Here is a 21586-nt window from a genome sequence, read left to right as displayed (position 1 = left end):
ACTTCTTTTTGAGGGTATTATGAAGTTGAAACTATTGACCTTTGCAATGCTTGCGACCGTGTCCGCCAACGTATTGGCAGCCGATGTCATTAACCATAAATCACCATACTGTGGCTGTTGTGGAGAATGGACAAAACACATGGAAGAGAACGGCTTTACGGTCGAAGAAAAATTGCACGATGATATGAACGCCATCAAACGCGATCTAGGCATCAAGAATGAACAGCTTTACTCTTGCCACACGGCAGAGATCAACGGCTATCTGTTTGAAGGTCACATTCCAGCCGAAGACATTAAAGCGTTTTTGAAAAATCCACCACGTAACGCAAAAGGCTTATCAGTACCGGGCATGCCAATGGGCTCCCCTGGTATGGAATATGGCGACAAAAAAGACAGCTACACCGTTTACGCCTTTAACGAAAAAGGCCAAGTGTTCGAATATAGCCACCACGAAGGCAACGACCAATAAAAACAAAGCCCAGCGAGATAAACCGCTGGGCTTTTTCTTAATGGACAGTTAAGACAAATATAAAATTAGAAGCCGTAAGAGGCACCAAATACAAAAGCGTTATTCACTAGGCTGTCACCACTCGCGTTTTCTGCACCGTGTGCTTGACTACGGAACTCAAAGTAAGGTTGAACACCTTTACGAGTCCACGTTGCACGAAGCTCGTGGTCCATGGTTTCCGCTTCAATCATGTAGACGTTGTTGTAGCTTAGCGTCACATCCTCATTCATCACGTAACCGATGCGGTTGTCCATGCGGTAATCTGTATCCGCATCTGCGTCTGTCGCATCAATGTGCGCACGAGTACGGTTACTTAAGGAGATGCCGTTATCGAAGTTGTAACCGATCTTAACCAATGGACGGTACTGTACATTCTCGCCAGCAGAGAACAGGTGTTGATAACCCGCGGCAACCCATAAATGATCGGTAATATTAAATGACTGCTCACCACCCACAGTGATTGCTGGTGTTGTGTTACCTGCGCCACCGTTTTCTGTTTCCAGTTTACCCAACTGAATACCATCAAATTCGGTGTAAACCGTAAAGCCGCCGAATTGGTTATCAAAAGTATGACCAGCTTCCAGTGTAGACGTAACGTCCGAACCATGAATTCGACCATCATCGTGGAATTGAACATTACCTGTTACGTAAGAAGAACCAGCAAAAGCGCTAGAAGCGAAAGCGAGAGAAAGAGCACTCAGTGCAAAAATGTTTTTCATAATTACTGCCTTTATTTATTCACGTTATGCGATAGTTTTAGAGGGCATCTCTTCCCTTTTATCGCAAACTTTGGAATGTGCCTCCTTGGCGTTCGCAATATTGTTTTAATTAATTCGCGATGGAAAATAAAACATTTTAAAAAGTGATCTTGTTCAAACCGAAGCTCAACAACCCTGATAAAAACATGGGAAATACAGGCACTTATCGTATTTTTATAAAATTATTCAAAAAATAGAAGTGTGATCATAAACAGGTTGTTTATTGATATTTAGCAGATTAAGTCGATCCAGTTCACAATAACCTTGACCATTACAACCAAAAACTTATTTATCAATGAAAAATAATTAGACATCGATCACGCTTAATTTCCTCAAAAAATAAAGAAAGCCCCAACATGATGTTGAGGCTTTGCCAAAAAATTAACTTACAAGAATCGAGTTATTTCACGCTGGTCACTCGACTTGCTTTCTCACCGGTTGCTGACACAGAACGGATAAACACTTCACCTTTCACATTTGGACGAGCATTATCTGCGTAAGTTAGCCAGTTCTTGCCGTCTAGAGAGTATTGAAGCTTCACACCTGGGAACTGAACGTTCATTGCCAGTTTACCCTCTTCAACTTTCGCGCCTGGTACAGGTAGGCGGTAGTCGATACCTGATTTTTCTAGCTTAGCCAGTTCGCGTTGGCCAAGTACGTTCGCAAAGCGGTTGTAGTCTTGGTTTAGCGCAGCTTTGTTTACTAGATTAGAGTTTTGCGAGTATTCAACACCCACTTTGTAGTCGTTTTCCCAATCAGCGCGGTGCCATGCACGTTCAGCGGCTGCCAGTACGCGAGGGAATACCATGTACTCGTATTGCTCGTCGTTACGTACTGTCTCAGACCACAGCTGTGCTGATAGACCATAGAAAGGTTTCGCTTTGATTTCACCTTTACCAGTGAAGCCGTTACCATCGCGGTCTACAGAGGTTTCTGCGTTCTGAGGCATGTTCTCTGGTGCAAAACCAAACATCTTACGAGTATCTGTTGCACGCGTCGCCCAGTAGTAACCACGCTCTTTCGGGTCAACTTCGTACGGCATGTCCATGTATACGTAGTCTGGGTTAGAAACGATAACGTCGTAACCTTTCTTAGACCATTCGTACACTGATGATGTGCCACCCCAGTAAAGAACGTCCCAGAAGTTAACACGTGTGTTTTCTGTTGCGAACGCTTTCTCACCTTCACTGTACTTAAGGCCATCTTGCCAAGCTTGGAAGTTTGGAATGCCTTTCTCTGCCACCATCTTCGACACTTCTTCTGCAAAGTGGCTTGGTAGATGAGCAAAATCGCTTACCGTACCGTCTGCAATTAGCGTCTGACATTGTGGTGACTGTGCGAATGGCTTGTCTTGCTTAGACAAATCAATGTTACCCTTCCAGCTTACTTTGTCTTCTGCGTTGATGTCTTGCAGACCAGCGCCTAGCTTGATGTTCTTCGCTTCGTCACCACCAAAGTGCCATGTTGTTAGCGGCGTGCCCGCTTCTTGGTGCATTGCTGCTACTTCTGAAATCACTTTATCAACAAAGCGAGTTGAAGATTCCATACATGGGTTGATGAAGCTTTGCTTATTGTAGAACTGAACCGTCGTTACGTTCGATGTATCTTGAGGATCCATCAGGCGGTACTCGTTCGCTTCTGCTTCTTTACCTTCTTCCATTAGACGGTCGTAACGTGCTTCCATTGATACCACTGCTGCACGAGCGTGTGCTGGCATATCGATTTCAGGAATCACTTCGATGTTACGCGCTTTCGCGTACTTCAAGATGTCCACGTAGTCTGCTTTGCTGAAGAAGCCAGAACCAAAGTTGTCTGTCGTTGCACCTGAGCCAAGCTGAGGCAGTAAACAGCTTTTCTCTTCCAAATCGAAACAACGGTTAGCACCCACTTCAGTCAGCTCAGGCAGACCCGGGATTTCTAAACGCCAGCCTTCATCATCCGTTAGGTGAAGGTGTAGTTTGTTCATCTTGTACGCGGCCATTTGGTCAAGCGTTGCAAGAATCGCGTCTTTAGAGTGGAAGTTACGAGCCACGTCCACCATCACACCACGGTAATCAAAACGCGGCGCATCTTTAATAGACAGTTGTGGTAGAGAATCAGCATTTTGGCTATCTACCAGGCCAAAGATAGATTGTACTGCGTAGAAAGCACCTGCTTGGTCAAACGCTTTAATCGCAATACCGTCGCCTTTGATGCTCATTTCGTAAGCACCAGATTTTGCCAATTCACCGGTGAAGTCTGCAGGAACAACAGTGATGCTTACAGGAAGATCACCACGAACATCCACACCTACCACTTCTGCACGACCTTGAATTGCTGCGTATTGAGCCGCATCGAATGCGTCTTTAGGCAGCGCAATACCCGCCGCGATATCTACCGTACCTTTACCTGCTTCAACAGACATTGGCGTTGGTAGTAACGTGGTTGATACGTCTTGTTTTGCTAGATCTTCGTTCTTCTCGAAACGAGACACAGCGCTCGCAAATACGTTGTTGTCATCTGGCGTACGTTTTAGGTTGTTACCCTCAAGGCCAGTCACGAAAGATGCAACGTCTTCTGTGTTAAGAGAAGCGATCATCTTAGGCTCTGCATTTGGTGCAGCAACGAAAGCGCCTGGCATGAAGTCAGTTTCAAATAACTGCCAGTATTCAGCAACAAGAGGAAGCACAACCTCTTCACCCGCAGCAAAACCATCAAACTTATCTGTTGGTTCTAGTTTGTGTAGATCACCCGTTACGCGAGAGATTTTAAACTGTTCGTTTTCAACATCCAGAATCAGACGAATGCTATGGAAGTAAATAGCCCAATCTTTTGAGTCAACCGCTTCACCTTGGTTAACCAGCGTCATGTTTACCTTGTTACAAGACGCCCACTCAGCCCCTAAGTCCTGACAAGCAAGACCTTCGTTTGCACCGTGGTTAGTCAACACTTGGTATTGAATATCAAGATTATTAGCCAACGAATTTACAACTTGTTGTTCAGAGCTTTGCAGCGCAGAGCAACCTGCTAATGTAGTGATAACAGAAACAGCAATCAGACTAGGTTTAAACATCTTACTTCCCCAAAAAAGTCAGTGGTTCAAAACGACAATGATAAAAATCTCGGCCCCTCAAATGCGAGGTACCTAACCGTTACATTCAACATACAACCTGTTATTTCTAAGCGTAAAATAAATAGAAATAGGAAGTGATCCAGCTCAAAAAATGACACTCAGCAAAAACAATAAAAACCTAATTTTCATGGAGTTACAATACACGTCAAAATCGAACAACTTGTTTTGACGAGTTTGCTGCGATCTAGGTCACTTATATTCATGAGTTACGACTGATTTTGTAAGATTTGGATCACGCCTAATTATTTTGTGAACCATTAGTAAGCGAATTACCTATTTACCTTTCGTGAAGTGACTCTCATTTATTCGTCGTCAAAACTCGTCAATATTTTTAGAAATGACGATTTTGTCGAATACCCCACTGGAGAAATTGCACTTAACCTCACGCTATTTTGCGTATAAAGTTTAAAGGTATCTTATCTGAGGACCATTCTATGTTTCGTCTCTTGACGCTCATATCATCTCTACTTGTTACTTTGACTCCTTTTTCCTCTTATGCAGAGCCACAGCATTGGTTAGCGAAAAAAGGGGAAACCGAACTTATGATTATTGGCTCGGTACATGTGGGGGATAAAACGATGTACCCACTCCCTAGAACGGTCATCCAGCATTTAAGCCAAAGCGCAGGGTTGATTATTGAAGCAGACGTCAGGAATTCTGAAGGCTTGGTTTACCCACAAACAACCATTCTTTCTAAAGATGTTTTAGACAGAGCTCAACGTCGCCACTTAATTGAAATTGCCCAAGATTTAGGTTTGCCAGAAACTCAACTCCTAAATTCCCCACCTTGGATGGCAGCATTCACCATCCAACTCGCTTTAGTCAACAAACTGGGGTATGTCTCTGATAAAGGGGTCGACATGCACTTAATAGGACTCGCTGATAAAAAGCAAATCCCGGTCATTCCACTGGAGTCCGTGCAATTCCAAATCGATTTAATCGCAGGTCAATCAGAAGGCGGTAAAGAGATACTTCTCTCATCAATTGAAGAATATGATGGCGGAGAAGAGTTGGTTCAATGCTTGATAGAGAGTTGGAAGAGTGGTGATGGTAGCATGTTGGTCGAAGCCTCTTTGACCGATCATACAACAGAAGAGTTTAACCAAGCCTTTTTATACGAGCGTAATCGAGATTGGGCTAAAAAACTCGACACTGGCAGTGTTCTACCTCAGCAATCGGGTCGTTACACCGTTGTTGTTGGTGGCTTGCATTTAGTAGGTAAAGATAACCTGATTGAACTGCTTAAAAATCGGGGATTTAACATCAAACCACTGGGTAAGACGCGCCAAGCAAATTGTGATATCTAGTGATTGTTTGAAAAATGCCATTTAAATACAATTATTTAAATACAACCATTTAAAATTCATTCAAACTTTCTTATAAAACGCCGTTAAGCTAAGTGGATACAAAACAACTCATATGAAATTTAAATATTTATTCCTATACACGATTGGAATTATGCTCACTTCTTCGCTGTCTTATGCTAAACCGCCATGCAACGTAGAAGCTTTTCAAGCTATTGATATAACTCCGGAAGTAAAAGGCGGTGTTTTAGATAAAGAGAGTGGTCAATTTCTTATTACCGAAAAACCAATGATGCGTTGCGCGAACATCACGTTTTCAACAGCCCACACTAGAAATCGCGTTGCACATATGATGAACCAAGGCTTTGAAGCGGTTTACTATGATGGAAATACAAGCAAATCTCACTCAGTAACGTTTGATGAAGACGATTTAAAAGCGGGTTACGTCAAGATTGGGCCAAATCACCCAAAGACCGCTTATGTCTGTTTCACTACTTCTGAAACTCCTATCAATACTATCTCGTGTGACATCAAGTAATAAATTTACTCGCTCTAAAAAATGAAAAGGCCCTACATTTCTGTAGAGCCTTCCTCTCAATATGTGTCGATGAAGAGCCATATTCTAACTTCAGGCGAACCCCATTTGGTTCGATACTATTGAAGTCTAAAATTACTAGCACTAAAAACGACGAAAGCCTGCTCATTGAGCAGGCTTTCTAAAAGTGGTCGGTGAAGAGGGATTCGAACCCCCGACCCTCTGGTCCCAAACCAGATGCGCTACCAAGCTGCGCTATTCACCGAGATGTTTAACTGAGGAATTGTCCCCGTCAACGAGTGCGTATATTACGGATTCTGAACTGTGGCGCAAGTGCTTTTTACAAAAAAACCTTAGGTCTTAATTCGTTTGATGAATAACTGAACACTAGCACGTAAAATGTGACTGATAACTCACAACAAAATACAGTTTATTAACCTTAGCAACATAATTGATCCAGATCAGTGTGCAACAAGACACCGCCATTTAGTTTAATCCTGTCGGGAACATCTTGGAGGAAACGTATGGACTTTTGGCTTGATCTCCTATTTGGTAATGCAGTGGGTCTATCGTCAATGATAGTAATTTTTGGGGCAATTGGTCTGATGTTATTTTACGGCGGTTTCTTCATATACAAGATCATGAACGACAAATCTCCTCACTAGATCTCGCTTAGCTCTAGAAACGCTTTGCACCGGAGTCGGTTACTTGCCTACTCCGGTTTTTTATTTGATCTCAATGCACCACTCATTGATATAATCCTATTATTCTTCCCTGTTCTTAATGAGATTACTGCTATGTCTCACGACGACGATTTTGATCTATTTCAACAGATGATGGGCGATGTAAAGCCAATCACTCAAGACACCACCGAACACAAAAAAGTACACCAAGTAACAGAAGCACAGCTCGCAAAACGAGAAGCAGCAATCTGGTTAACGGAAGATGACCCAGAATACCTATCACTTGATCACGCTGAAATGCTCAAGCCAGAGGACTTTGTTGAGTTCAAACGTGATGGTGTACAGGACGGGGTTTACCGCAAACTTCGCCTTGGTAAGTATCCAATCCAAGCTCGCTTGGATTTGCACCGTAAAACATTGAAAGAAGCACGTGATGAAGTCGTGACGTTTTTAAAGCAATGCCTATCAATGGACATTAGAACGGTCGTTATCGTCCATGGTCGAGGAGAACGCTCAAATCCACCTGCAATGATGAAAAGCTTTGTTAGCAGTTGGCTACGACAAATAAAGGAAGTCCAATGCGTCCATAGTGCGCAACGCTTTCACGGTGGAACTGGAGCCGTTTACGTCCTACTTAGAAAAAGTGCGGAAAAGAAATTAGAAACCCGCGAACGTCACCAAAAACGGTTAGGCTAAATTTCACCCTAATGCTAGAATGCCCGCCCTTATTCTTCCTTCCCCTTAAAGGAAGGGAGCTTCATTCGCCGTTGTGAAACGTTAGGAGACAAAAATGTCACAAGACAACGCTAAACGATTAAATAAATTCATCAGTGAAACGGGGTTTTGCTCACGCCGTGAAGCAGACAGACTAATTGAGCAAGGCCGTGTCACCATTAATGGCAACAAACCTGAAATGGGGACAAAAGTGCTACCTGGTGATGATGTTTGTGTGGATGGTAAGCCAGTGGCAGCAAAAGAGAAGCCGATTTATATCGCTCTCAATAAACCAACAGGCATCACCTGTACAACTGAGAGAGACGTCCCTGGAAACATCGTTGATTTCATCGGCCACCAAAAACGTATCTTTCCGATCGGCCGCTTAGACAAACCCTCTGATGGTCTGATCTTTTTGACCAACGATGGCGACATCGTGAACAAAATCCTTCGCGCAGGCAACAGCCACGAAAAAGAGTACGTCGTACGCGTGGACAAGCCAATTACAGGCGAGTTTCTCAAACAGATGTCGAGTGGCGTTAAGATTCTCGACACAGTCACCCTACCTTGTAAGGTAACGAAAGAAACTAAATTCTCTTTCCGTATTGTGCTCACTCAAGGACTTAACCGTCAGATCCGTCGCATGTGTGAAGCGCTGGGCTATGAAGTATTCAAGCTGCGTCGCGTACGCATCATGAATATCTCTCTTGATGGTATTCCCAATGGGAAATGGCGTTATCTAAGTGACGAAGAAGTGGCAGAGATCCTAGCAATGTGTGAAGGCTCGGTAGGTACAGAAGAAGCATCAAAAACAGACTCTAGAGGTCGCAACATTCGTAAAGCGACCGACGCGAAGCTGTTTGATAGCCGTGAAGAAAACCAAGATTCTACTGCTCGTCGTAACCAGAAGACACGAACTTTCCGTGGTAACAATGCTGATCAATTCCGTCATGCACCAAACTCGAAAAAAGGTCAACAAAAGCGTCGTCAGTGTGATGATGAAGGCGGACGTCCAGCTAAAGAACATTACAAAGCGAAACCACAAGGTGAACGCAGCAGACCGCAAGGCGAGCATGGTAAATCACACCGTAAACCAGATGCATCGAGCAATACGCATTCAGTAAACAAGCCTCAATCACCGAGTAAGCCCAAGCAGCATTACATGAACCCAAATGCCGCGAAACCAAGTAAACCAGCTAAACGCACTGGTGGTACATTGAGTCTGAAGAAGTAACGCTTCACTGACAGGCAAGATCAAAAAAGGACGCTCATGAGCGTCCTTTTTATTTGTCATGAGTTTACAAACAAAGAGGTGCAAACTGACCGCGAGTTAAGCTCAGCAAATCTCTCGGGGCTAACTCAATTTCTAAACCACGTTTACCAGCACTCACACAGATTGTGTCTTGCTCTGCTGCGCTTTCGTGCAAAAAAGTAGGTAAGGCTTTCTTCTGCCCTAGTGGGCTAATTCCACCAACGACATAACCTGTGGTCTTTTGGGCGATTTCCGGATCAGCCATATCGGCCTTTTTGCCCTTCGCTGCTTTCGCCGCCAGTTTTAGGTTCAGCTTTTGATCAACAGGGATAATCGCAACCGCAAGGTTCTTTGGCTCCCCGTTCAAGCAGAACAACAAGGTTTTAAATACTGTTTTCGGATCCTGCCCCAGTACTTCAGCAGCCTCCAAGCCATAACTATCGGCTCTAGGGTCATGCTCATACTGATGAATCGTGTGTGGAATTTTTTTCTTTTTCGCAAGATTAATGGCCGGAGTCATCAAGATTCTCCTCATAAAAACAAAAAGCGCAGATTGAATTGGATCTGCGCTTTTAGTTAATGATATCAGCGAGTTTGAGTCAATCGCTTTTTCTCTGTTGGGTTACTGATCAATCGCCGTATCAACTAAATACGTGATTTCACCTGAAGGGGCATACTCATTAACATCAATAGGGCTGTGTGTTTCTAAATAATCCTTCAAAACCTCAGCATCGGTAAAACCTGTATTTACATACCCTGGATGATCGTCGATTTTAGGGTAACCATCACCACCAGCAGCATTATAGCTTGGTACGGTAAAGCGGTAATTACCATCTAAGCGAAGTTGCTTATTACCAATGAACACATTGGTTACCTCACCATTATTGATACTCATCGCAATACCCGCAAACTGCGCGTAAGCTCCAGAGTCGACAGGTTTAGTTGCAACGACATTTAGGTAATCCAATACTTCTTTGCCCGTCATATCAACGTAAGAGACCATATTGCCAAATGGCTGAACAGTCAGCACATCTTTGTAGGTAATCTCACCTGCTGCAATCGAATCGCGAACGCCGCCAGAATTCATTACGGCGAAATCTGCTTTCGCACGTTCCATGTGAGCCGTTGCAATTAATCGACCTAAGTTTGTTTGCTGGTAACGAACCACATTGCGGTCACCCTCAAGCTTACCGTTAGATTCTGCAATCTTCACGTTTAGTTTGCCCTGACCTTTTTCTTGATAAGGACGAAGAAACTCAAGCATCATTTCGTCTTGTTTAATCTCATCTTGGATCAAGACTCGTTGCGACTGACCATCAACTTTAACTTTCTTTTTCAAGTTTACAGGGATTAGATCGTAGCTCACCATCGAGAGTTCGCCATTACGAAACTCGTAATCGGCGCGTCCCACATATTTCCCCCACTCATGTGCCTGAACAATAAAGGTACCATTTTGTTTATCGGGCTGACATTCATCACCTGGTTTAAAGTTCTTTTTGATAACGTTTGGACCTTCCATGCACACAGGTTCTTGTGAGTGTCCTCCAACTATCATGTCGAGATCGCCGTCATTCAAATAACGAGCTAACGCCACATCGCCAGGAGCATTGATGCCTCTATTACCATTTTCATAGTGTCCCATATGCGTGACAGCAAAAATCAGATCTGGATACTCTGTTTCTTTAAGTTCTGCAATCAGCTTCTTGGCTTCTTCTTTTGGGTCACGGAAGTCAATTTGTTCAATGAATTCAGGGTTGCCAAGTTTCGCTGTGTCTTCGGTTGTAAGGCCAATGACCGCAATTTTAATGCCCTGCTTTTTAAACATCGCATATGGTTGGAATAAACGCTTGCCAGTATTTTTATCGTAAATATTGGCAGACAACATCGGAAAGTTTGCCCACTCTTGCTGCTTGAATAGCACGTCCAATGGATTATCAAACTCATGATTACCTAGAGCCATCGCATCGTAACCAATTTTGCTCATGCCTTTAAAATCCGGCTCGGCATCTTGTAAATCAGACTCAGGTACTCCTGTGTTGATGTCACCACCAGAAAGCAGTAACACGCTGCCCCCCTCAGCCTGTATTTCTTCGCGCAAATCATCGATTAACGTTTTACGCGCCGCCATGCCATATTCACCGTATCGATTTTGCCAAAAGCGACCATGATGATCGTTAGTGTGCAACACGGTCAATTTATAGGTTGTATCGGCATTCCATTCTGGTGCAGGTTGCGTAGCACACCCAGCTAACGAGGCCAAGATAGCGGCACTCAAAACAGTTTTGATCATCAGACGCTGATTCATTTATTTACCTTTTTCTTATTGGGATTACTGAAGCACATTTTAAGCATTCGATCTATTTGAAAACCACGTGCACCCTAACACATTGATTTAATAATTATGATGCATTGTTTAGCAATAACAAATTCATCAGTAACAAGTTTGAGAATTCACGGCTTTTCAGATAAAAAAATAGCCAACACTCGGTTGGCTATAGTATTTGTTACCACCAGTCATCTGGCGTTTACTTGATATCTATATCTGCAAAGCTCTTGATCAGATCATCAAGCGATTTCATTTGTGCTAAGAATGGCTCTAACTTGTCTAGAGGCAGTGCAGATGGGCCATCACAACGCGCTTGGTCTGGGTTTGGGTGCGCTTCGATAAATAGACCTGCGATGCCTGTCGCTAGACCCGCTTTTGCAAGCTCAACTGTCTGCTCACGACGGCCGCCAGATGCTGCGCCTGATGGGTCACGCATTTGTAGTGAGTGCGTTACGTCAAAGATGATTGGGCTACCTTTCGAAGCATTTTTCATCACACCAAAACCAAGCATGTCTACAACTAGGTTATCGTAACCGTGGCAAGAACCGCGCTCACATAGGATGATCTTGTCGTTACCGCACTCTGCGAACTTCTCAACGATGTTTCCCACTTGACCAGGGCTCATAAATTGAGGTTTCTTCACGTTGATAACCGCACCTGTTTTGGCCATAGCTTCAACAAGGTCAGTTTGGCGAGCTAGGAATGCAGGAAGCTGAATAACGTCTACCACGTCAGCGACAGGTTGAGCTTGCGCTTCAGTGTGAACGTCCGTGATGATCTTTACACCAAAAGTGTCTTTCAGCTCCTGAAGGATTTTCATACCTTCTTCCAGACCTGGACCGCGGTATGAATGAACAGAACTGCGGTTTGCTTTGTCAAACGACGCCTTAAATACGTAAGGAATACCAAGTTTTTCCGTTACTTTTACGTAGTGCTCACAGATCTGCATCGCAAGATCACGAGACTCAAGAACGTTCATACCTGCAAATAGGGTGAATGGCTTGTCGTTAGCAACCTGAATGTCGCCGATATTAACGATTTTCTGTTCCATTTTGATTCTCTTTTTCTGTCCACGATACGCCACAGTTCGGCACATCGATAAAATTAGTGAAGTGTGACGTGCGTTTCACTCATCACATTAACTTGTGATTTTAGTAGCTCGGAAGCCGGATCGTCAGGGCATTGGTCAATAAAGTACTGAAAATCTGATACCGCTACTTGAGGGCACTCTAGCTGTTGGAAAATAAAACCACGGTCACGAATTTCGTATGGGTCATCTGGCACAAACGTTAGAGCAAGGTTTGTACAACGTAATGCCAGCGTATAATGCTCTTCACGCAACATCGCACTTTTAATCAATGCCAACCAGCGACCAATAATTGTTGGGTTGTCAGCTTCCTCAAAATGTTCAGCCTTTAGCTGAGCTAGCGGTCCTTCCTGGCCAATAAGCCAAGCTTGAAGAATCCTTTCACCTACATACTCACCATTAAATGGGTTGATGTAGTCTGGCTTCTTATGCATCCAGTCGACTTTTAACAGGAACTGAGTAGGGAAAGTAACTCCCTTCAACGGGAACCCCAGCTTTTTGCCTAGGTATAACAAAATCGAACCTAAGCTCACAGGAATACCTTTTCTGCGCTCCAACACTTTATCGATGAAGCTGTTGTCCGAAATAAAGTATTCCTGCTCGTCGCCTTTGAATCCCCACTCGTGGAAAAACAGTCGTAGGAATGCATCAAATCGTTGCTCTTCATCGGTTTCATGAACAAGCGTGGCTTCTGCATCTTTGTAAAGACGCTCTAACTCTTGTTTCGCCCAATGTACTTTGGTTTCTGGGTTAATCGCTTTGTTTAGCTCAAGCGCACCTTCCACCAACGGTATATTGTCAAAATCTTCGTCAAAAAACTCTAACATGACGTCTATCCAAATAACGTAGGGCTCTTAGACACAGCAATGTTTGCAGCCATGACCAACCAACCTAATGCGCCGAAAAAGCCAAATATCTTCAGTAGGTTGTTTTTCGCAAGTTTCAATGAGAAGAATCCAAGCGCAATGTACGCCAGTACGCAGGTGATTTTGTTTGTTAACCACGGTGCGGCATCGGTAAACGGGATGAAACCCGTAATGAAAATAAGCGCGATACCTGACACTAGCAATGCAGTATCAACGATGTGGGGAAACACTTTCAAAAAGCGATTATTTCGCTTCGGTGAGTTCATCATCATTAACACGAATCGGATCGATAGTAGCGTCGCGCTGAGAGCGATCGTCACTAAGTGTATGTGTTTTAGAGCTACGTACATTTTTCTTCTCTTTTTAGTTAGTGTTTGCTGACTTCCATGATTAACTGGCCAGACAACCAAGCGTTACTCGATCGTTACCGCCATAATCTTTTTCCGTAGCGACCTGTTGGTAACCAAAGCCACGCATTATCTCACGCACCGCCTCACCTTGATCATAACCATGTTCAAATGCCAGCCAACCGCCCACTTCAAGATACTGACGAGCAAGATCCGAGATATGACGAATATCAGCTAAGCCATTCTCTTTAGCAACTAATGCAGATTTTGGCTCAAAGCGCACATCACCTTGGGATAAATGTGGATCTTTTTCATCAATATATGGCGGGTTGGAGACAATTAAAGCAAACTTCGTACCTTCTGTAATAGGCTCAAACCAACTGCCTTGAGCAAAGGTCACATTTTTGATGTTTAGCTGCTCAGCATTGTACTCTGCAAGTGCTTTCGCTTCTTGTTTGAGATCTACGCCCATCACTTGACGTTTTGGCATTTCAGATGCGAGTGCGATAGCAATTGCCCCCGTCCCCGTTCCAAGATCTAAAATAGGTCCTGTTTGCTCATAGGTCTTATCGAGTGCAACCTCGACCAAACGTTCTGTATCCGGTCTTGGGATCAAGGTAGAGGGAGAAACTTTGAACGGTAAAGACCAAAACTCTCGCTCACCAATAATATAAGCGACGGGTTCACCAGTTAAACGTCGTTCAAGTAGAGCGTCGAATTTCGCTTGTTGCTCTGCTTCTAATGCTTTTTCTGGCCAGGTCAGTAGATAAGTTCGTGGTTTGCCAAGGACATGGCAAAGGAGTACAGCTGCATCGAGAGAAGGCGACTCTTTGCCGCCTTCTGCCAGTTTCGCCGTCGCACTTTTCAGTGCTTGCTCAATCGATTGAACTTGGTTCATCGATTAGCCGTTCTCTGCAAGCGCCGCAAGTTGGTCTGCTTGGTGCTCTTGAATCACAGGATCAATCAAGCTCTGCAGGTCACCTTCCATCACTTCGTTCAAACGATAGATGGTTAGGTTGATACGGTGATCAGACACACGACCTTGTGGGTAGTTGTATGTACGAATACGATCACTACGGTCACCAGAACCTAGAAGGTTACGACGTGTATCAGACACTTCTGCGGCACGACGCTCTTCTTCCGCTTGAACGATACGAGCAGCAAGAACCGCCATTGCTTTCGCTTTGTTCTTGTGCTGTGAACGCTCATCCTGACACTCTACTACCGTACCCGTTGGTAAGTGGGTAATACGGATTGCAGAATCCGTGGTGTTAACGTGCTGACCACCTGCGCCAGATGCACGGAACGTATCGATTTTCAGGTCTGCTGCTTTGATTTCTGGCAGATCCGCTTCAGGGATTTCCGCCATTACTGCTACTGTACAAGCAGAAGTATGCACACGGCCTTGAGATTCAGTTGCAGGAACACGCTGTACACGGTGACCGCCTGACTCAAATTTCAACACGCCGTATGCACCGTCGCCGCTTACTTTCGCGATCATCTCTTTGTAACCACCGTGCTCTGCCTCGTTAGAAGACATGACTTCGATGCGCCAGCCACGCTTTTCTGCGTACTTGCTGTACATACGGAATAGATCACCCGCGAAAATGCCCGCTTCGTCGCCACCCGCACCTGCACGAATTTCTAGGAAACAGTTACGATCATCGTTCGGATCTTTTGGCAGAAGAAGAATCTGTAACTCATCAGTAAGACGCTCAATCGTCGCTTTCGCTTCTTTGATTTCTTCTTGCGCCATTTCACGCATTTCTTCGTCGTCTTCGTTTGCCATCTCTTCAGCGGCGACAAGATCTTCTTGTGCTTGTTGATAAGCTTGGAAGCACTTGGTTACTTCTTCTAGCTGAGAGTACTCTCTTGATAGAGCACGGAATTTGTCCTGATTTCCAATTACATCAGGATCACCAAGAAGATGTTGAACTTCTTCGTAACGTTCTACTAGCGTTTCTAGCTTAGTCAGAATAGAGGCTTTCATAGTGTCGTTTTCTTAATAAAAAGCGTGAGTTATAGATCATCCAAGCCAAGTGTTTGGCGGATAATCGTTAATTTTGCTGGTTCGCCTTGCTCAGCTGCACTTTGCAATGCGCGAGTTGGAGCGTGAATCAGTTTGTTGGTGAGTTTATTACTCAGCTCGCGCAGCACTTTCTCCGGATCTGCGCCTGCCGCTAAAGATTGCAAACTTTTGCTCAGTAACTCTTCACGAATTTCGTTGGCTGATTTGCGATAGTCGCGAATACTATCGACGGCTTGCAGTGAACGCAACCATGTCATAAATGCAGCGCTTTCTTCACTAACAATCGCTTCAGCTTGAATCGCTTCGACTTTACGCTGCTCAATGTTGCTGTCGATGATAGATTGCAAGTCATCAACAGAATACAGATATGCGTCGTTCAGTTCACCGACTTCCGACTCTACATCTCGCGGCACCGCAATATCGACTAACAAGATAGGTTGATGTCGGCGCTGCTTTAGAGCCGTTTCGACCATACCTTTGCCAATAATAGGCAATGGGCTCGCCGTTGAGCTAATCACAATGTCCGCTTTCGCCAAATGTTCAGGAATTTCGTTCAAACTGATCACTTCTGCGCCAAATTGGTCCGCTAAGCCTTGCGCGCGCTCTTTAGTGCGGTTCGCGACAATCATTTTTGTGCAACCGTTGGACGCTAAATGCTTCGCGACCAATTCAATCGTCTCACCCGCACCAACTAAAAGCACGGTTGAATCTGATAACGACTCAAAAATATGTTTTGCCAGTGTACATGCCGCATAAGCCACGGACACGGCATTACCACCAATATCTGTCTCTGTTCTCACCCGTTTGGCGACTGAGAACGTCTTTTGAAACAGTTTATCAATCGAGGCATCGACAGCTTGATGATCTCGCGAGTCAGAAAATGCTTGCTTTACCTGCCCCAGAATTTGAGGCTCACCCAACACCAGAGAGTCAAGACCGCACGATACGCGCATCAAATGCTTTATTGCAGCTTGTTCTTCATGAACATACAAACTCGGCATTAAATCTTCGCGGCTCACTTGATGAAATTGAGCAAGCCAATCGATCAACTTGTTTCGCGCTCCTTGCTTAACATCGCAGTACAACTCAGTTCGGTTACAGGTTGAAACAATCACACTGCCGTTAACTGCTTCGTGCTCTCTAAGTTGCTCGAGTGCAGGGCCGAGTTTATCCGGACCAAACGCCACCTTCTCTCGCAAGTCGACAGACGCTGTATTGTGATTAATTCCAATAGCAAGCAAGGACATCTAACGTGGTATCTCTGGGATAGGTTATAAAATAGGTCCAGAATTTTACTGTAAGCACGCATTTATTGAAAGGGTAAGCCGGATTTGTTTTCCTAAGTGCGACTTTTCAATGCTATAGTTGTGAGCGATTCCCGATGAAACTGATTAATAAGCCATCAAACATGACGTTACGCTCCTTTATTCTTTTTTTCTTGTCGAGCTTACTGCTCGCTGGTTGTTCGTCCGTTCCTGAAAGTGTTACCAGCGTTGAATGGCAAGCTCATGAGCAGCGACTCGAAACCATCCAAGATTTTCAAGCAACGGGGAAACTTGGTTATATTGGCCCAGACCAAAGACAAAATTTAAACTTCTACTGGAAACATTCTTCAACACTAAGCCAGTTGCGTTTAACAACGATTCTCGGACAAACGGCATTAAAGCTCACCATCACCCCACAAGGCGCCACAGTAGAAACTTACGACGATCAGGTCCTTTCTTCTCGCAGTGCTAACCAGCTGATTTACCGTCTTACAGGGTTAATGATGCCCGTCGATCACATGCCTGACTGGCTATTAGGTCTACCTACCGATGCCGACAAATTCCAACTGTCTCCAACCAATACACTGCAAGCGTTAAACAAACAAATTGGTTTAAATGATTGGAGTATCGCTTATCAACGATATGGCGACGTTCAATGGCATGAACAGTCTCTCCCTCTGCCAAATAAGCTGAAACTCACTACAGCTGATGTCAAAATAAATCTAGTGATCACAAAATGGAACATCACCCAATGATTGAACTTTCAACACGCTGGCCATCACCAGCGAAATTGAATCTCTTTCTATATATCAACGGCCGTACAGAGAATGGCTACCACGAGTTACAAACCTTATTCCAATTCGTCGATCACGGCGATGAGCTCACCATTCAAGCGAACCATTCTGGTGATATTACGATTTCTCCAGAGATAGAAGGTGTGCCTCTTCAAGACAATTTAATTTGGAAAGCAGCAACCGCGCTTCAAGCTTACTCAAACTGCCCTTTTGGCGCGCATATTGAGCTACAGAAAGTGCTGCCTATGGGTGGAGGCATTGGCGGAGGCTCATCGAACGCAGCTACAGCATTAGTGGCACTGAATTACTTATGGCAACTGAATCTAACTGACGACGAACTGGCTGAAATAGGTTTAAAACTAGGCGCAGACGTGCCCGTATTTGTGCGCGGATTTGCAGCTTTTGCTGAAGGTGTTGGTGAAAAACTCTCTCCTGCTTATCCCGAAGAAAAGTGGTATTTAGTCGTCAGACCGAATGTATCTATCGCAACCGTCGACGTTTTTTGTCATCCAGATCTGACGCGAAACACCCCAAAACGAGATCTAGAAACACTTTTAAATACGCCAAGCGTAAACGATTGCGAAAAAATTGTACGAATGCTCTACCCAGAGGTTGATAAGCAACTTTCTTGGCTGCTACAATACGCGCCGTCAAGATTGACGGGGACAGGATCTTGCGTTTTTGCTGAATTTTCGAGCAAATCTGAAGCAGAAACTATCCTTGCACAACTCTCTGATAAAGTCTCGGCATTTGTCGCTCAAGGGCGCAATATTTCGCCATTAAAAGAGACTTTGGCTGAATACCAATCAGCCTCACACCGACCTATTTAAACTGGACGCAAACCCGAGGTTTCCACCGTGCCTGATATGAAGCTATTTGCTGGTAACGCAACACCTGAACTAGCCCAACGTATTGCTGATCGTCTTTACATCTCTCTTGGTGATGCATCTGTTTCTCGCTTTTCTGATGGCGAAGTTGCAGTTCAAATCAATGAGAATGTTCGTGGTAGCGATGTTTTCATCATTCAATCCACTTGTGCACCGACTAACGACAACCTAATGGAATTGGTTGTTATGATTGATGCAATGCGCCGTGCTTCAGCAGGCCGTATCACTGCAGTTATCCCTTACTTCGGCTACGCTCGCCAAGACCGTCGTGTACGTTCTGCGCGTGTGCCAATTACTGCAAAAGTTGTTGCTGATTTCCTATCTAACGTTGGTGTTGACCGCGTTCTAACTATCGACCTACACGCAGAGCAAATTCAAGGCTTCTTCGATGTACCTGTAGACAACATCTTCGGCACGCCAGTGCTACTTGAAGATATGCAGGCTCGCGGTCTAGATAACCCTGTTGTGGTATCTCCTGACCTAGGTGGCGTTGTTCGTGCTCGTGCAACAGCAAAAGCACTAGGCGACATCGACATCGCAATCGTAGATAAGCGTCGTCCACGTGCAAACGTTTCTGAAGTAATGAACCTAATCGGTGATGTTGAAGGTCGTGACTGTGTGATCGTTGATGACATGATCGACACAGGTGGCACACTATGTAAAGCAGCTGAAGCACTAAAAGAGCGCGGTGCTAAGCGTGTATTCGCTTACGCTACTCACGCAGTATTCTCAGGCAACGCTGCGGATAACATCAAGAACTCAGTTCTTGACCAAGTTATCGTGACTGACTCTATCTCTCTGTCTAAAGAGATGGCTGCAACAGGTAAAGTGACAACACTAAGCCTATCTCGCATGCTAGCTGAAGCGATTCGTCGTATCAGCAACGAAGAGTCAATCTCTGCAATGTTCAACTAATACGAACATTTCAGTTAAACTGATTTCAAAAGCACCCCTCTTTGGGGTGTTTTTTTATTTGTATCGATAGGCAGAAAATCCCTTGGTCGCCCACTGCGAGAATTCTGTGCTATCATACTGCGCTTTTTGAGATTCCAGAGAGATCCTAACCTTGACTCAACCAATCAAACTTCTTGTTGGTCTTGCTAATCCGGGACCAGAATACGCCAGAACTCGTCACAATGCGGGCGCTTGGGTTGTAGAAGAATTAGCACGCGTTCACAACGTTACACTGAAGAACGAACCAAAGTTTTTTGGTCTAACAGGACGCATTATGGTCAATGGCCAGGATCTCCGTTTGCTTATCCCAACCACCTTCATGAATCTATCAGGTAAATCGATCGCAGCGCTTGCGAAATTTTATCAAATTAAACCTGAAGAGATCATGGTTGCTCATGACGAGCTAGACTTACCGCCAGGTGTCGCTAAGTTTAAAAAAGGTGGGGGTCACGGTGGACACAACGGTCTGCGTGACACCATTAGCAAACTGGGCAATAACAAAGATTTTTATCGTCTTCGTATTGGCATTGGTCATCCGGGACACAAAGATAAAGTGGCGGGTTTTGTATTAGGTAAAGCGCCAGCTAAAGAGCAAGAGCTTTTAGATGCAGCAGCTGATGAGGCTGTTCGTTGTCTAGATATCCTGATTAAGGATGGCCTATCTAAAGCACAAAATCGCCTCCACACGTTCAAAGCTGAATAAGGTTACTATCATGGGTTTTAAATGTGGCATCGTTGGTCTACCTAACGTAGGTAAATCAACTCTGTTCAACGCACTAACTAAAGCGGGTATCGAAGCAGCAAACTTCCCGTTCTGTACCATTGAACCAAACACTGGTGTGGTTCCTGTGCCGGATCTACGTCTAGACGCACTAGCTAAGATCGTTAACCCACAGAGAGTTCTTCCAACGACGATGGAGTTCGTGGACATCGCAGGTCTTGTTGCTGGTGCATCACGTGGTGAAGGTTTAGGTAACAAATTCCTAGCTAACATCCGTGAAACAGACGCGATTGGCCACGTTGTACGTTGTTTTGAAAACGAAAACATTGTTCATGTTTCAGGTAAAGTTTCACCTATCGAAGATATCGAAGTGATCAACCTCGAACTTGCAATGGCTGACCTAGATTCTTGTGAGCGAGCGATTCAACGTAACGCGAAGAAGGCAAAAGGCGGCGATAAAGACGCAAAATTTGAACTAACCGTACTAGAGAAACTGTTACCAGTACTAACTGAAGGCGGCATGGCACGCACAGTTGAGCTATCTAAAGAAGAGTTAGCAGCGATCGGCTACTTAAACTTCCTAACACTGAAGCCAACTATGTACATTGCAAACGTAAACGAAGATGGCTTCGAAAATAACCCATATCTAGATGCGGTTCGTGAGTTCGCTGAAAAAGAAAACAATGTCGTTGTACCTGTATGTGCAGCTATCGAATCTGAACTATCTGAACTAGAAGATGAAGATCGCGAAGAATTCCTAGCAGATATGGGGATCGAAGAGCCGGGTCTGAACCGTGTAATTCGCTCTGGTTACGAACTACTGACTCTACACACCTACTTCACAGCAGGTGTTAAAGAAGTACGTGCTTGGACAATCCCTGTTGGTGCAACTGCGCCTCAGGCGGCAGGTAAGATCCACACTGACTTCGAGAAAGGCTTTATTCGTGCAGAAGTAGTCGGTTACGACGATTTCATCCAATTCAATGGTGAAAATGGCGCAAAAGACGCAGGTAAATGGCGTCTAGAAGGTAAAGACTACATCGTAAAAGATGGTGATGTTGTACACTTCCGCTTCAATGTTTAATTAAATGAATGAATTCTAAACACTTCATTTACACTAAAAGCCAGCTGTTAAGCTGGCTTTTTTAATACCTTAAGTAAATGAACAAAAATAAATTACGCAACTGCAAGCTAATTTATTTCCAGTTTTAGATCATAAACACGCCTCTTTGTTTAAAAAGGAAGCGAACGAGGTTTTTTCCGAAATTTATTAAAAAAAACTGTTGACGGATCTCACTCAACTTCGCATAATGCGCGCCGTTCCCAACGACAAGGCAACAAAGCGTTGAGAACAAAAAATATGGTTTTGGCTACGTAGCTCAGCTGGTTAGAGCACATCACTCATAATGATGGGGTCACAGGTTCGAATCCCGTCGTAGCCACC

Annotated in this window: 21 protein-coding genes and 2 tRNA genes; 12 read left to right on the top strand and 11 right to left on the bottom strand. The window is 44.4% G+C overall.

Annotated elements, in window-relative coordinates; genetic code table 11:
• The first annotated feature begins 19 nt into the window (after positions 1–19).
• On the top strand, positions 20–469 hold the full coding sequence (locus tag R7P72_RS21520) for a DUF411 domain-containing protein (protein WP_005382005.1): 450 nt from the start codon (positions 20–22) through the stop codon (positions 467–469).
• A gap of 65 nt (positions 470–534) precedes the next feature.
• Here R7P72_RS21520 and R7P72_RS21515 read toward each other — a convergent pair whose 3' ends face one another.
• Together R7P72_RS21515 and R7P72_RS21510 are read right to left on the bottom strand one after the other, a co-directional pair.
• Positions 535–1227, bottom strand: coding sequence for an oligogalacturonate-specific porin KdgM family protein (locus R7P72_RS21515; protein WP_005382004.1), 693 nt, complete (start codon positions 1225–1227; stop codon positions 535–537).
• Between the two features lie 439 nt (positions 1228–1666).
• On the bottom strand, positions 1667–4318 hold the full coding sequence (locus R7P72_RS21510) for a beta-N-acetylhexosaminidase (protein WP_213907456.1): 2652 nt from the start codon (positions 4316–4318) through the stop codon (positions 1667–1669).
• 494 nt (positions 4319–4812) lie between these two features.
• Between R7P72_RS21510 and R7P72_RS21505 the strand changes: the two genes are divergently transcribed.
• Both R7P72_RS21505 and R7P72_RS21500 read left to right on the top strand, forming a co-directional pair.
• Positions 4813–5685 (top strand): TraB/GumN family protein, encoded by an 873-nt coding sequence (locus R7P72_RS21505; protein ID WP_005382001.1) that lies wholly within the window; start codon positions 4813–4815, stop codon positions 5683–5685.
• Positions 5686–5836: 151 nt separating this feature from the next.
• Positions 5837–6220, top strand: coding sequence for a hypothetical protein (locus R7P72_RS21500; RefSeq protein ID WP_005384085.1), 384 nt, complete (start codon positions 5837–5839; stop codon positions 6218–6220).
• A gap of 185 nt (positions 6221–6405) precedes the next feature.
• Here R7P72_RS21500 and R7P72_RS21495 read toward each other — a convergent pair.
• Positions 6406–6482 (bottom strand) — tRNA-Pro (locus R7P72_RS21495).
• A gap of 259 nt (positions 6483–6741) precedes the next feature.
• Between R7P72_RS21495 and R7P72_RS21490 the strand changes: the two genes are divergently transcribed.
• From R7P72_RS21490 to rluF, 3 genes are all read left to right on the top strand, one after another.
• The gene (locus tag R7P72_RS21490) at positions 6742–6882 is read left to right on the top strand and encodes a DUF3149 domain-containing protein (RefSeq protein ID WP_005382236.1); all 141 of its coding nucleotides are present in this window, start codon (positions 6742–6744) and stop codon (positions 6880–6882) included.
• A 132-nt stretch (positions 6883–7014) separates the two neighbouring features.
• On the top strand, positions 7015–7596 hold the full coding sequence (gene smrA, locus R7P72_RS21485) for a DNA endonuclease SmrA (RefSeq protein ID WP_005382233.1): 582 nt from the start codon (positions 7015–7017) through the stop codon (positions 7594–7596).
• A gap of 94 nt (positions 7597–7690) precedes the next feature.
• Positions 7691–8848 carry a 23S rRNA pseudouridine(2604) synthase RluF gene (rluF, locus tag R7P72_RS21480; RefSeq protein WP_054729763.1) on the top strand — a complete coding sequence of 386 codons (1158 nt, stop codon included), beginning with the start codon at positions 7691–7693 and terminating at the stop codon, positions 8846–8848.
• Between the two features lie 64 nt (positions 8849–8912).
• On the opposite strand, the gene ybaK is transcribed toward rluF, so the two are convergent.
• The 8 genes from ybaK to hemA all read right to left on the bottom strand — a co-directional run bounded on the left by ybaK (position 8913) and on the right by hemA (position 16768).
• Positions 8913–9386, bottom strand: a complete 474-nt coding sequence (gene ybaK / locus R7P72_RS21475; RefSeq protein ID WP_005382231.1) for a Cys-tRNA(Pro) deacylase — start codon at positions 9384–9386, stop codon at positions 8913–8915.
• A gap of 102 nt (positions 9387–9488) precedes the next feature.
• A complete protein-coding gene (gene ushA / locus R7P72_RS21470) occupies positions 9489–11171 on the bottom strand; it encodes a bifunctional UDP-sugar hydrolase/5'-nucleotidase UshA (protein ID WP_005382230.1) in 1683 nt (560 codons plus the stop codon).
• 220 nt (positions 11172–11391) lie between these two features.
• On the bottom strand, positions 11392–12243 hold the full coding sequence (gene kdsA / locus R7P72_RS21465) for a 3-deoxy-8-phosphooctulonate synthase (protein ID WP_005382229.1): 852 nt from the start codon (positions 12241–12243) through the stop codon (positions 11392–11394).
• A 53-nt stretch (positions 12244–12296) separates the two neighbouring features.
• A complete protein-coding gene (locus tag R7P72_RS21460; protein WP_042524122.1) occupies positions 12297–13106 on the bottom strand; it encodes a SirB1 family protein in 810 nt (269 codons plus the stop codon).
• A gap of 5 nt (positions 13107–13111) precedes the next feature.
• Positions 13112–13495 carry a SirB2 family protein gene (locus tag R7P72_RS21455; protein ID WP_005382225.1) on the bottom strand — a complete coding sequence of 128 codons (384 nt, stop codon included), beginning with the start codon at positions 13493–13495 and terminating at the stop codon, positions 13112–13114.
• A gap of 40 nt (positions 13496–13535) precedes the next feature.
• Positions 13536–14390, bottom strand: a complete 855-nt coding sequence (gene prmC / locus R7P72_RS21450) for a peptide chain release factor N(5)-glutamine methyltransferase (RefSeq protein ID WP_005384102.1) — start codon at positions 14388–14390, stop codon at positions 13536–13538.
• A 3-nt stretch (positions 14391–14393) separates the two neighbouring features.
• Positions 14394–15482 (bottom strand): peptide chain release factor 1, encoded by a 1089-nt coding sequence (prfA, locus tag R7P72_RS21445; RefSeq protein ID WP_005382222.1) that lies wholly within the window; start codon positions 15480–15482, stop codon positions 14394–14396.
• Positions 15483–15511: 29 nt separating this feature from the next.
• On the bottom strand, positions 15512–16768 hold the full coding sequence (hemA, locus tag R7P72_RS21440) for a glutamyl-tRNA reductase (RefSeq protein ID WP_005384104.1): 1257 nt from the start codon (positions 16766–16768) through the stop codon (positions 15512–15514).
• Between the two features lie 134 nt (positions 16769–16902).
• On the opposite strand from hemA, the gene lolB reads away from it, so the two are divergent.
• The 6 genes from lolB (at position 16903) to R7P72_RS21410 (ending at position 21584) form a co-directional block, all read left to right on the top strand.
• Positions 16903–17541, top strand: a complete 639-nt coding sequence (lolB, locus tag R7P72_RS21435) for a lipoprotein insertase outer membrane protein LolB (protein WP_005384106.1) — start codon at positions 16903–16905, stop codon at positions 17539–17541.
• Complete coding sequence (gene ispE / locus R7P72_RS21430; protein ID WP_005384108.1) at positions 17538–18410, top strand: 4-(cytidine 5'-diphospho)-2-C-methyl-D-erythritol kinase; 873 nt, start codon at positions 17538–17540, stop codon at positions 18408–18410. The genes lolB and ispE overlap by 4 nt, the downstream gene beginning before the upstream one ends.
• Before the next feature lie 27 nt (positions 18411–18437).
• Complete coding sequence (locus R7P72_RS21425; protein WP_005393176.1) at positions 18438–19382, top strand: ribose-phosphate pyrophosphokinase; 945 nt, start codon at positions 18438–18440, stop codon at positions 19380–19382.
• 151 nt (positions 19383–19533) lie between these two features.
• A complete protein-coding gene (gene pth / locus R7P72_RS21420) occupies positions 19534–20124 on the top strand; it encodes an aminoacyl-tRNA hydrolase (protein ID WP_042524127.1) in 591 nt (196 codons plus the stop codon).
• A gap of 10 nt (positions 20125–20134) precedes the next feature.
• A complete protein-coding gene (ychF, locus tag R7P72_RS21415; RefSeq protein ID WP_005393178.1) occupies positions 20135–21226 on the top strand; it encodes a redox-regulated ATPase YchF in 1092 nt (363 codons plus the stop codon).
• Positions 21227–21510: 284 nt separating this feature from the next.
• A tRNA-Met gene (locus R7P72_RS21410) sits at positions 21511–21584 on the top strand.
• Positions 21585–21586 lie beyond the last annotated feature (2 nt).

Origin of the sequence: Vibrio sp. Vb0888 (assembly GCF_033338835.1) — a bacterium.
Lineage (GTDB): Bacteria > Pseudomonadota > Gammaproteobacteria > Enterobacterales > Vibrionaceae > Vibrio > Vibrio alginolyticus.
This window is presented reverse-complemented; position numbering and strand designations above follow the sequence as displayed.

Bases quoted from the DNA above. Each gene is read 5' to 3' on its own strand.
- R7P72_RS21520 (WP_005382005.1), top strand. From the start codon at position 20: ATGAAGTTGAAACTATTGACCTTTGCAATGCTTGCGACCGTGTCCGCC.
- R7P72_RS21515 (WP_005382004.1), bottom strand. From the start codon at position 1,227: ATGAAAAACATTTTTGCACTGAGTGCTCTTTCTCTCGCTTTCGCTTCT.
- R7P72_RS21510 (WP_213907456.1), bottom strand. From the start codon at position 4,318: ATGTTTAAACCTAGTCTGATTGCTGTTTCTGTTATCACTACATTAGCA.
- R7P72_RS21505 (WP_005382001.1), top strand. From the start codon at position 4,813: ATGTTTCGTCTCTTGACGCTCATATCATCTCTACTTGTTACTTTGACT.
- R7P72_RS21500 (WP_005384085.1), top strand. From the start codon at position 5,837: ATGCTCACTTCTTCGCTGTCTTATGCTAAACCGCCATGCAACGTAGAA.
- R7P72_RS21490 (WP_005382236.1), top strand. From the start codon at position 6,742: ATGGACTTTTGGCTTGATCTCCTATTTGGTAATGCAGTGGGTCTATCG.
- smrA (WP_005382233.1), top strand. From the start codon at position 7,015: ATGTCTCACGACGACGATTTTGATCTATTTCAACAGATGATGGGCGAT.
- rluF (WP_054729763.1), top strand. From the start codon at position 7,691: ATGTCACAAGACAACGCTAAACGATTAAATAAATTCATCAGTGAAACG.
- ybaK (WP_005382231.1), bottom strand. From the start codon at position 9,386: ATGACTCCGGCCATTAATCTTGCGAAAAAGAAAAAAATTCCACACACG.
- ushA (WP_005382230.1), bottom strand. From the start codon at position 11,171: ATGAATCAGCGTCTGATGATCAAAACTGTTTTGAGTGCCGCTATCTTG.
- kdsA (WP_005382229.1), bottom strand. From the start codon at position 12,243: ATGGAACAGAAAATCGTTAATATCGGCGACATTCAGGTTGCTAACGAC.
- R7P72_RS21460 (WP_042524122.1), bottom strand. From the start codon at position 13,106: ATGTTAGAGTTTTTTGACGAAGATTTTGACAATATACCGTTGGTGGAA.
- R7P72_RS21455 (WP_005382225.1), bottom strand. From the start codon at position 13,495: ATGTACGTAGCTCTAAAACACATACACTTAGTGACGATCGCTCTCAGC.
- prmC (WP_005384102.1), bottom strand. From the start codon at position 14,390: ATGAACCAAGTTCAATCGATTGAGCAAGCACTGAAAAGTGCGACGGCG.
- prfA (WP_005382222.1), bottom strand. From the start codon at position 15,482: ATGAAAGCCTCTATTCTGACTAAGCTAGAAACGCTAGTAGAACGTTAC.
- hemA (WP_005384104.1), bottom strand. From the start codon at position 16,768: ATGTCCTTGCTTGCTATTGGAATTAATCACAATACAGCGTCTGTCGAC.
- lolB (WP_005384106.1), top strand. From the start codon at position 16,903: ATGAAACTGATTAATAAGCCATCAAACATGACGTTACGCTCCTTTATT.
- ispE (WP_005384108.1), top strand. From the start codon at position 17,538: ATGATTGAACTTTCAACACGCTGGCCATCACCAGCGAAATTGAATCTC.
- ychF (WP_005393178.1), top strand. From the start codon at position 20,135: ATGGGTTTTAAATGTGGCATCGTTGGTCTACCTAACGTAGGTAAATCA.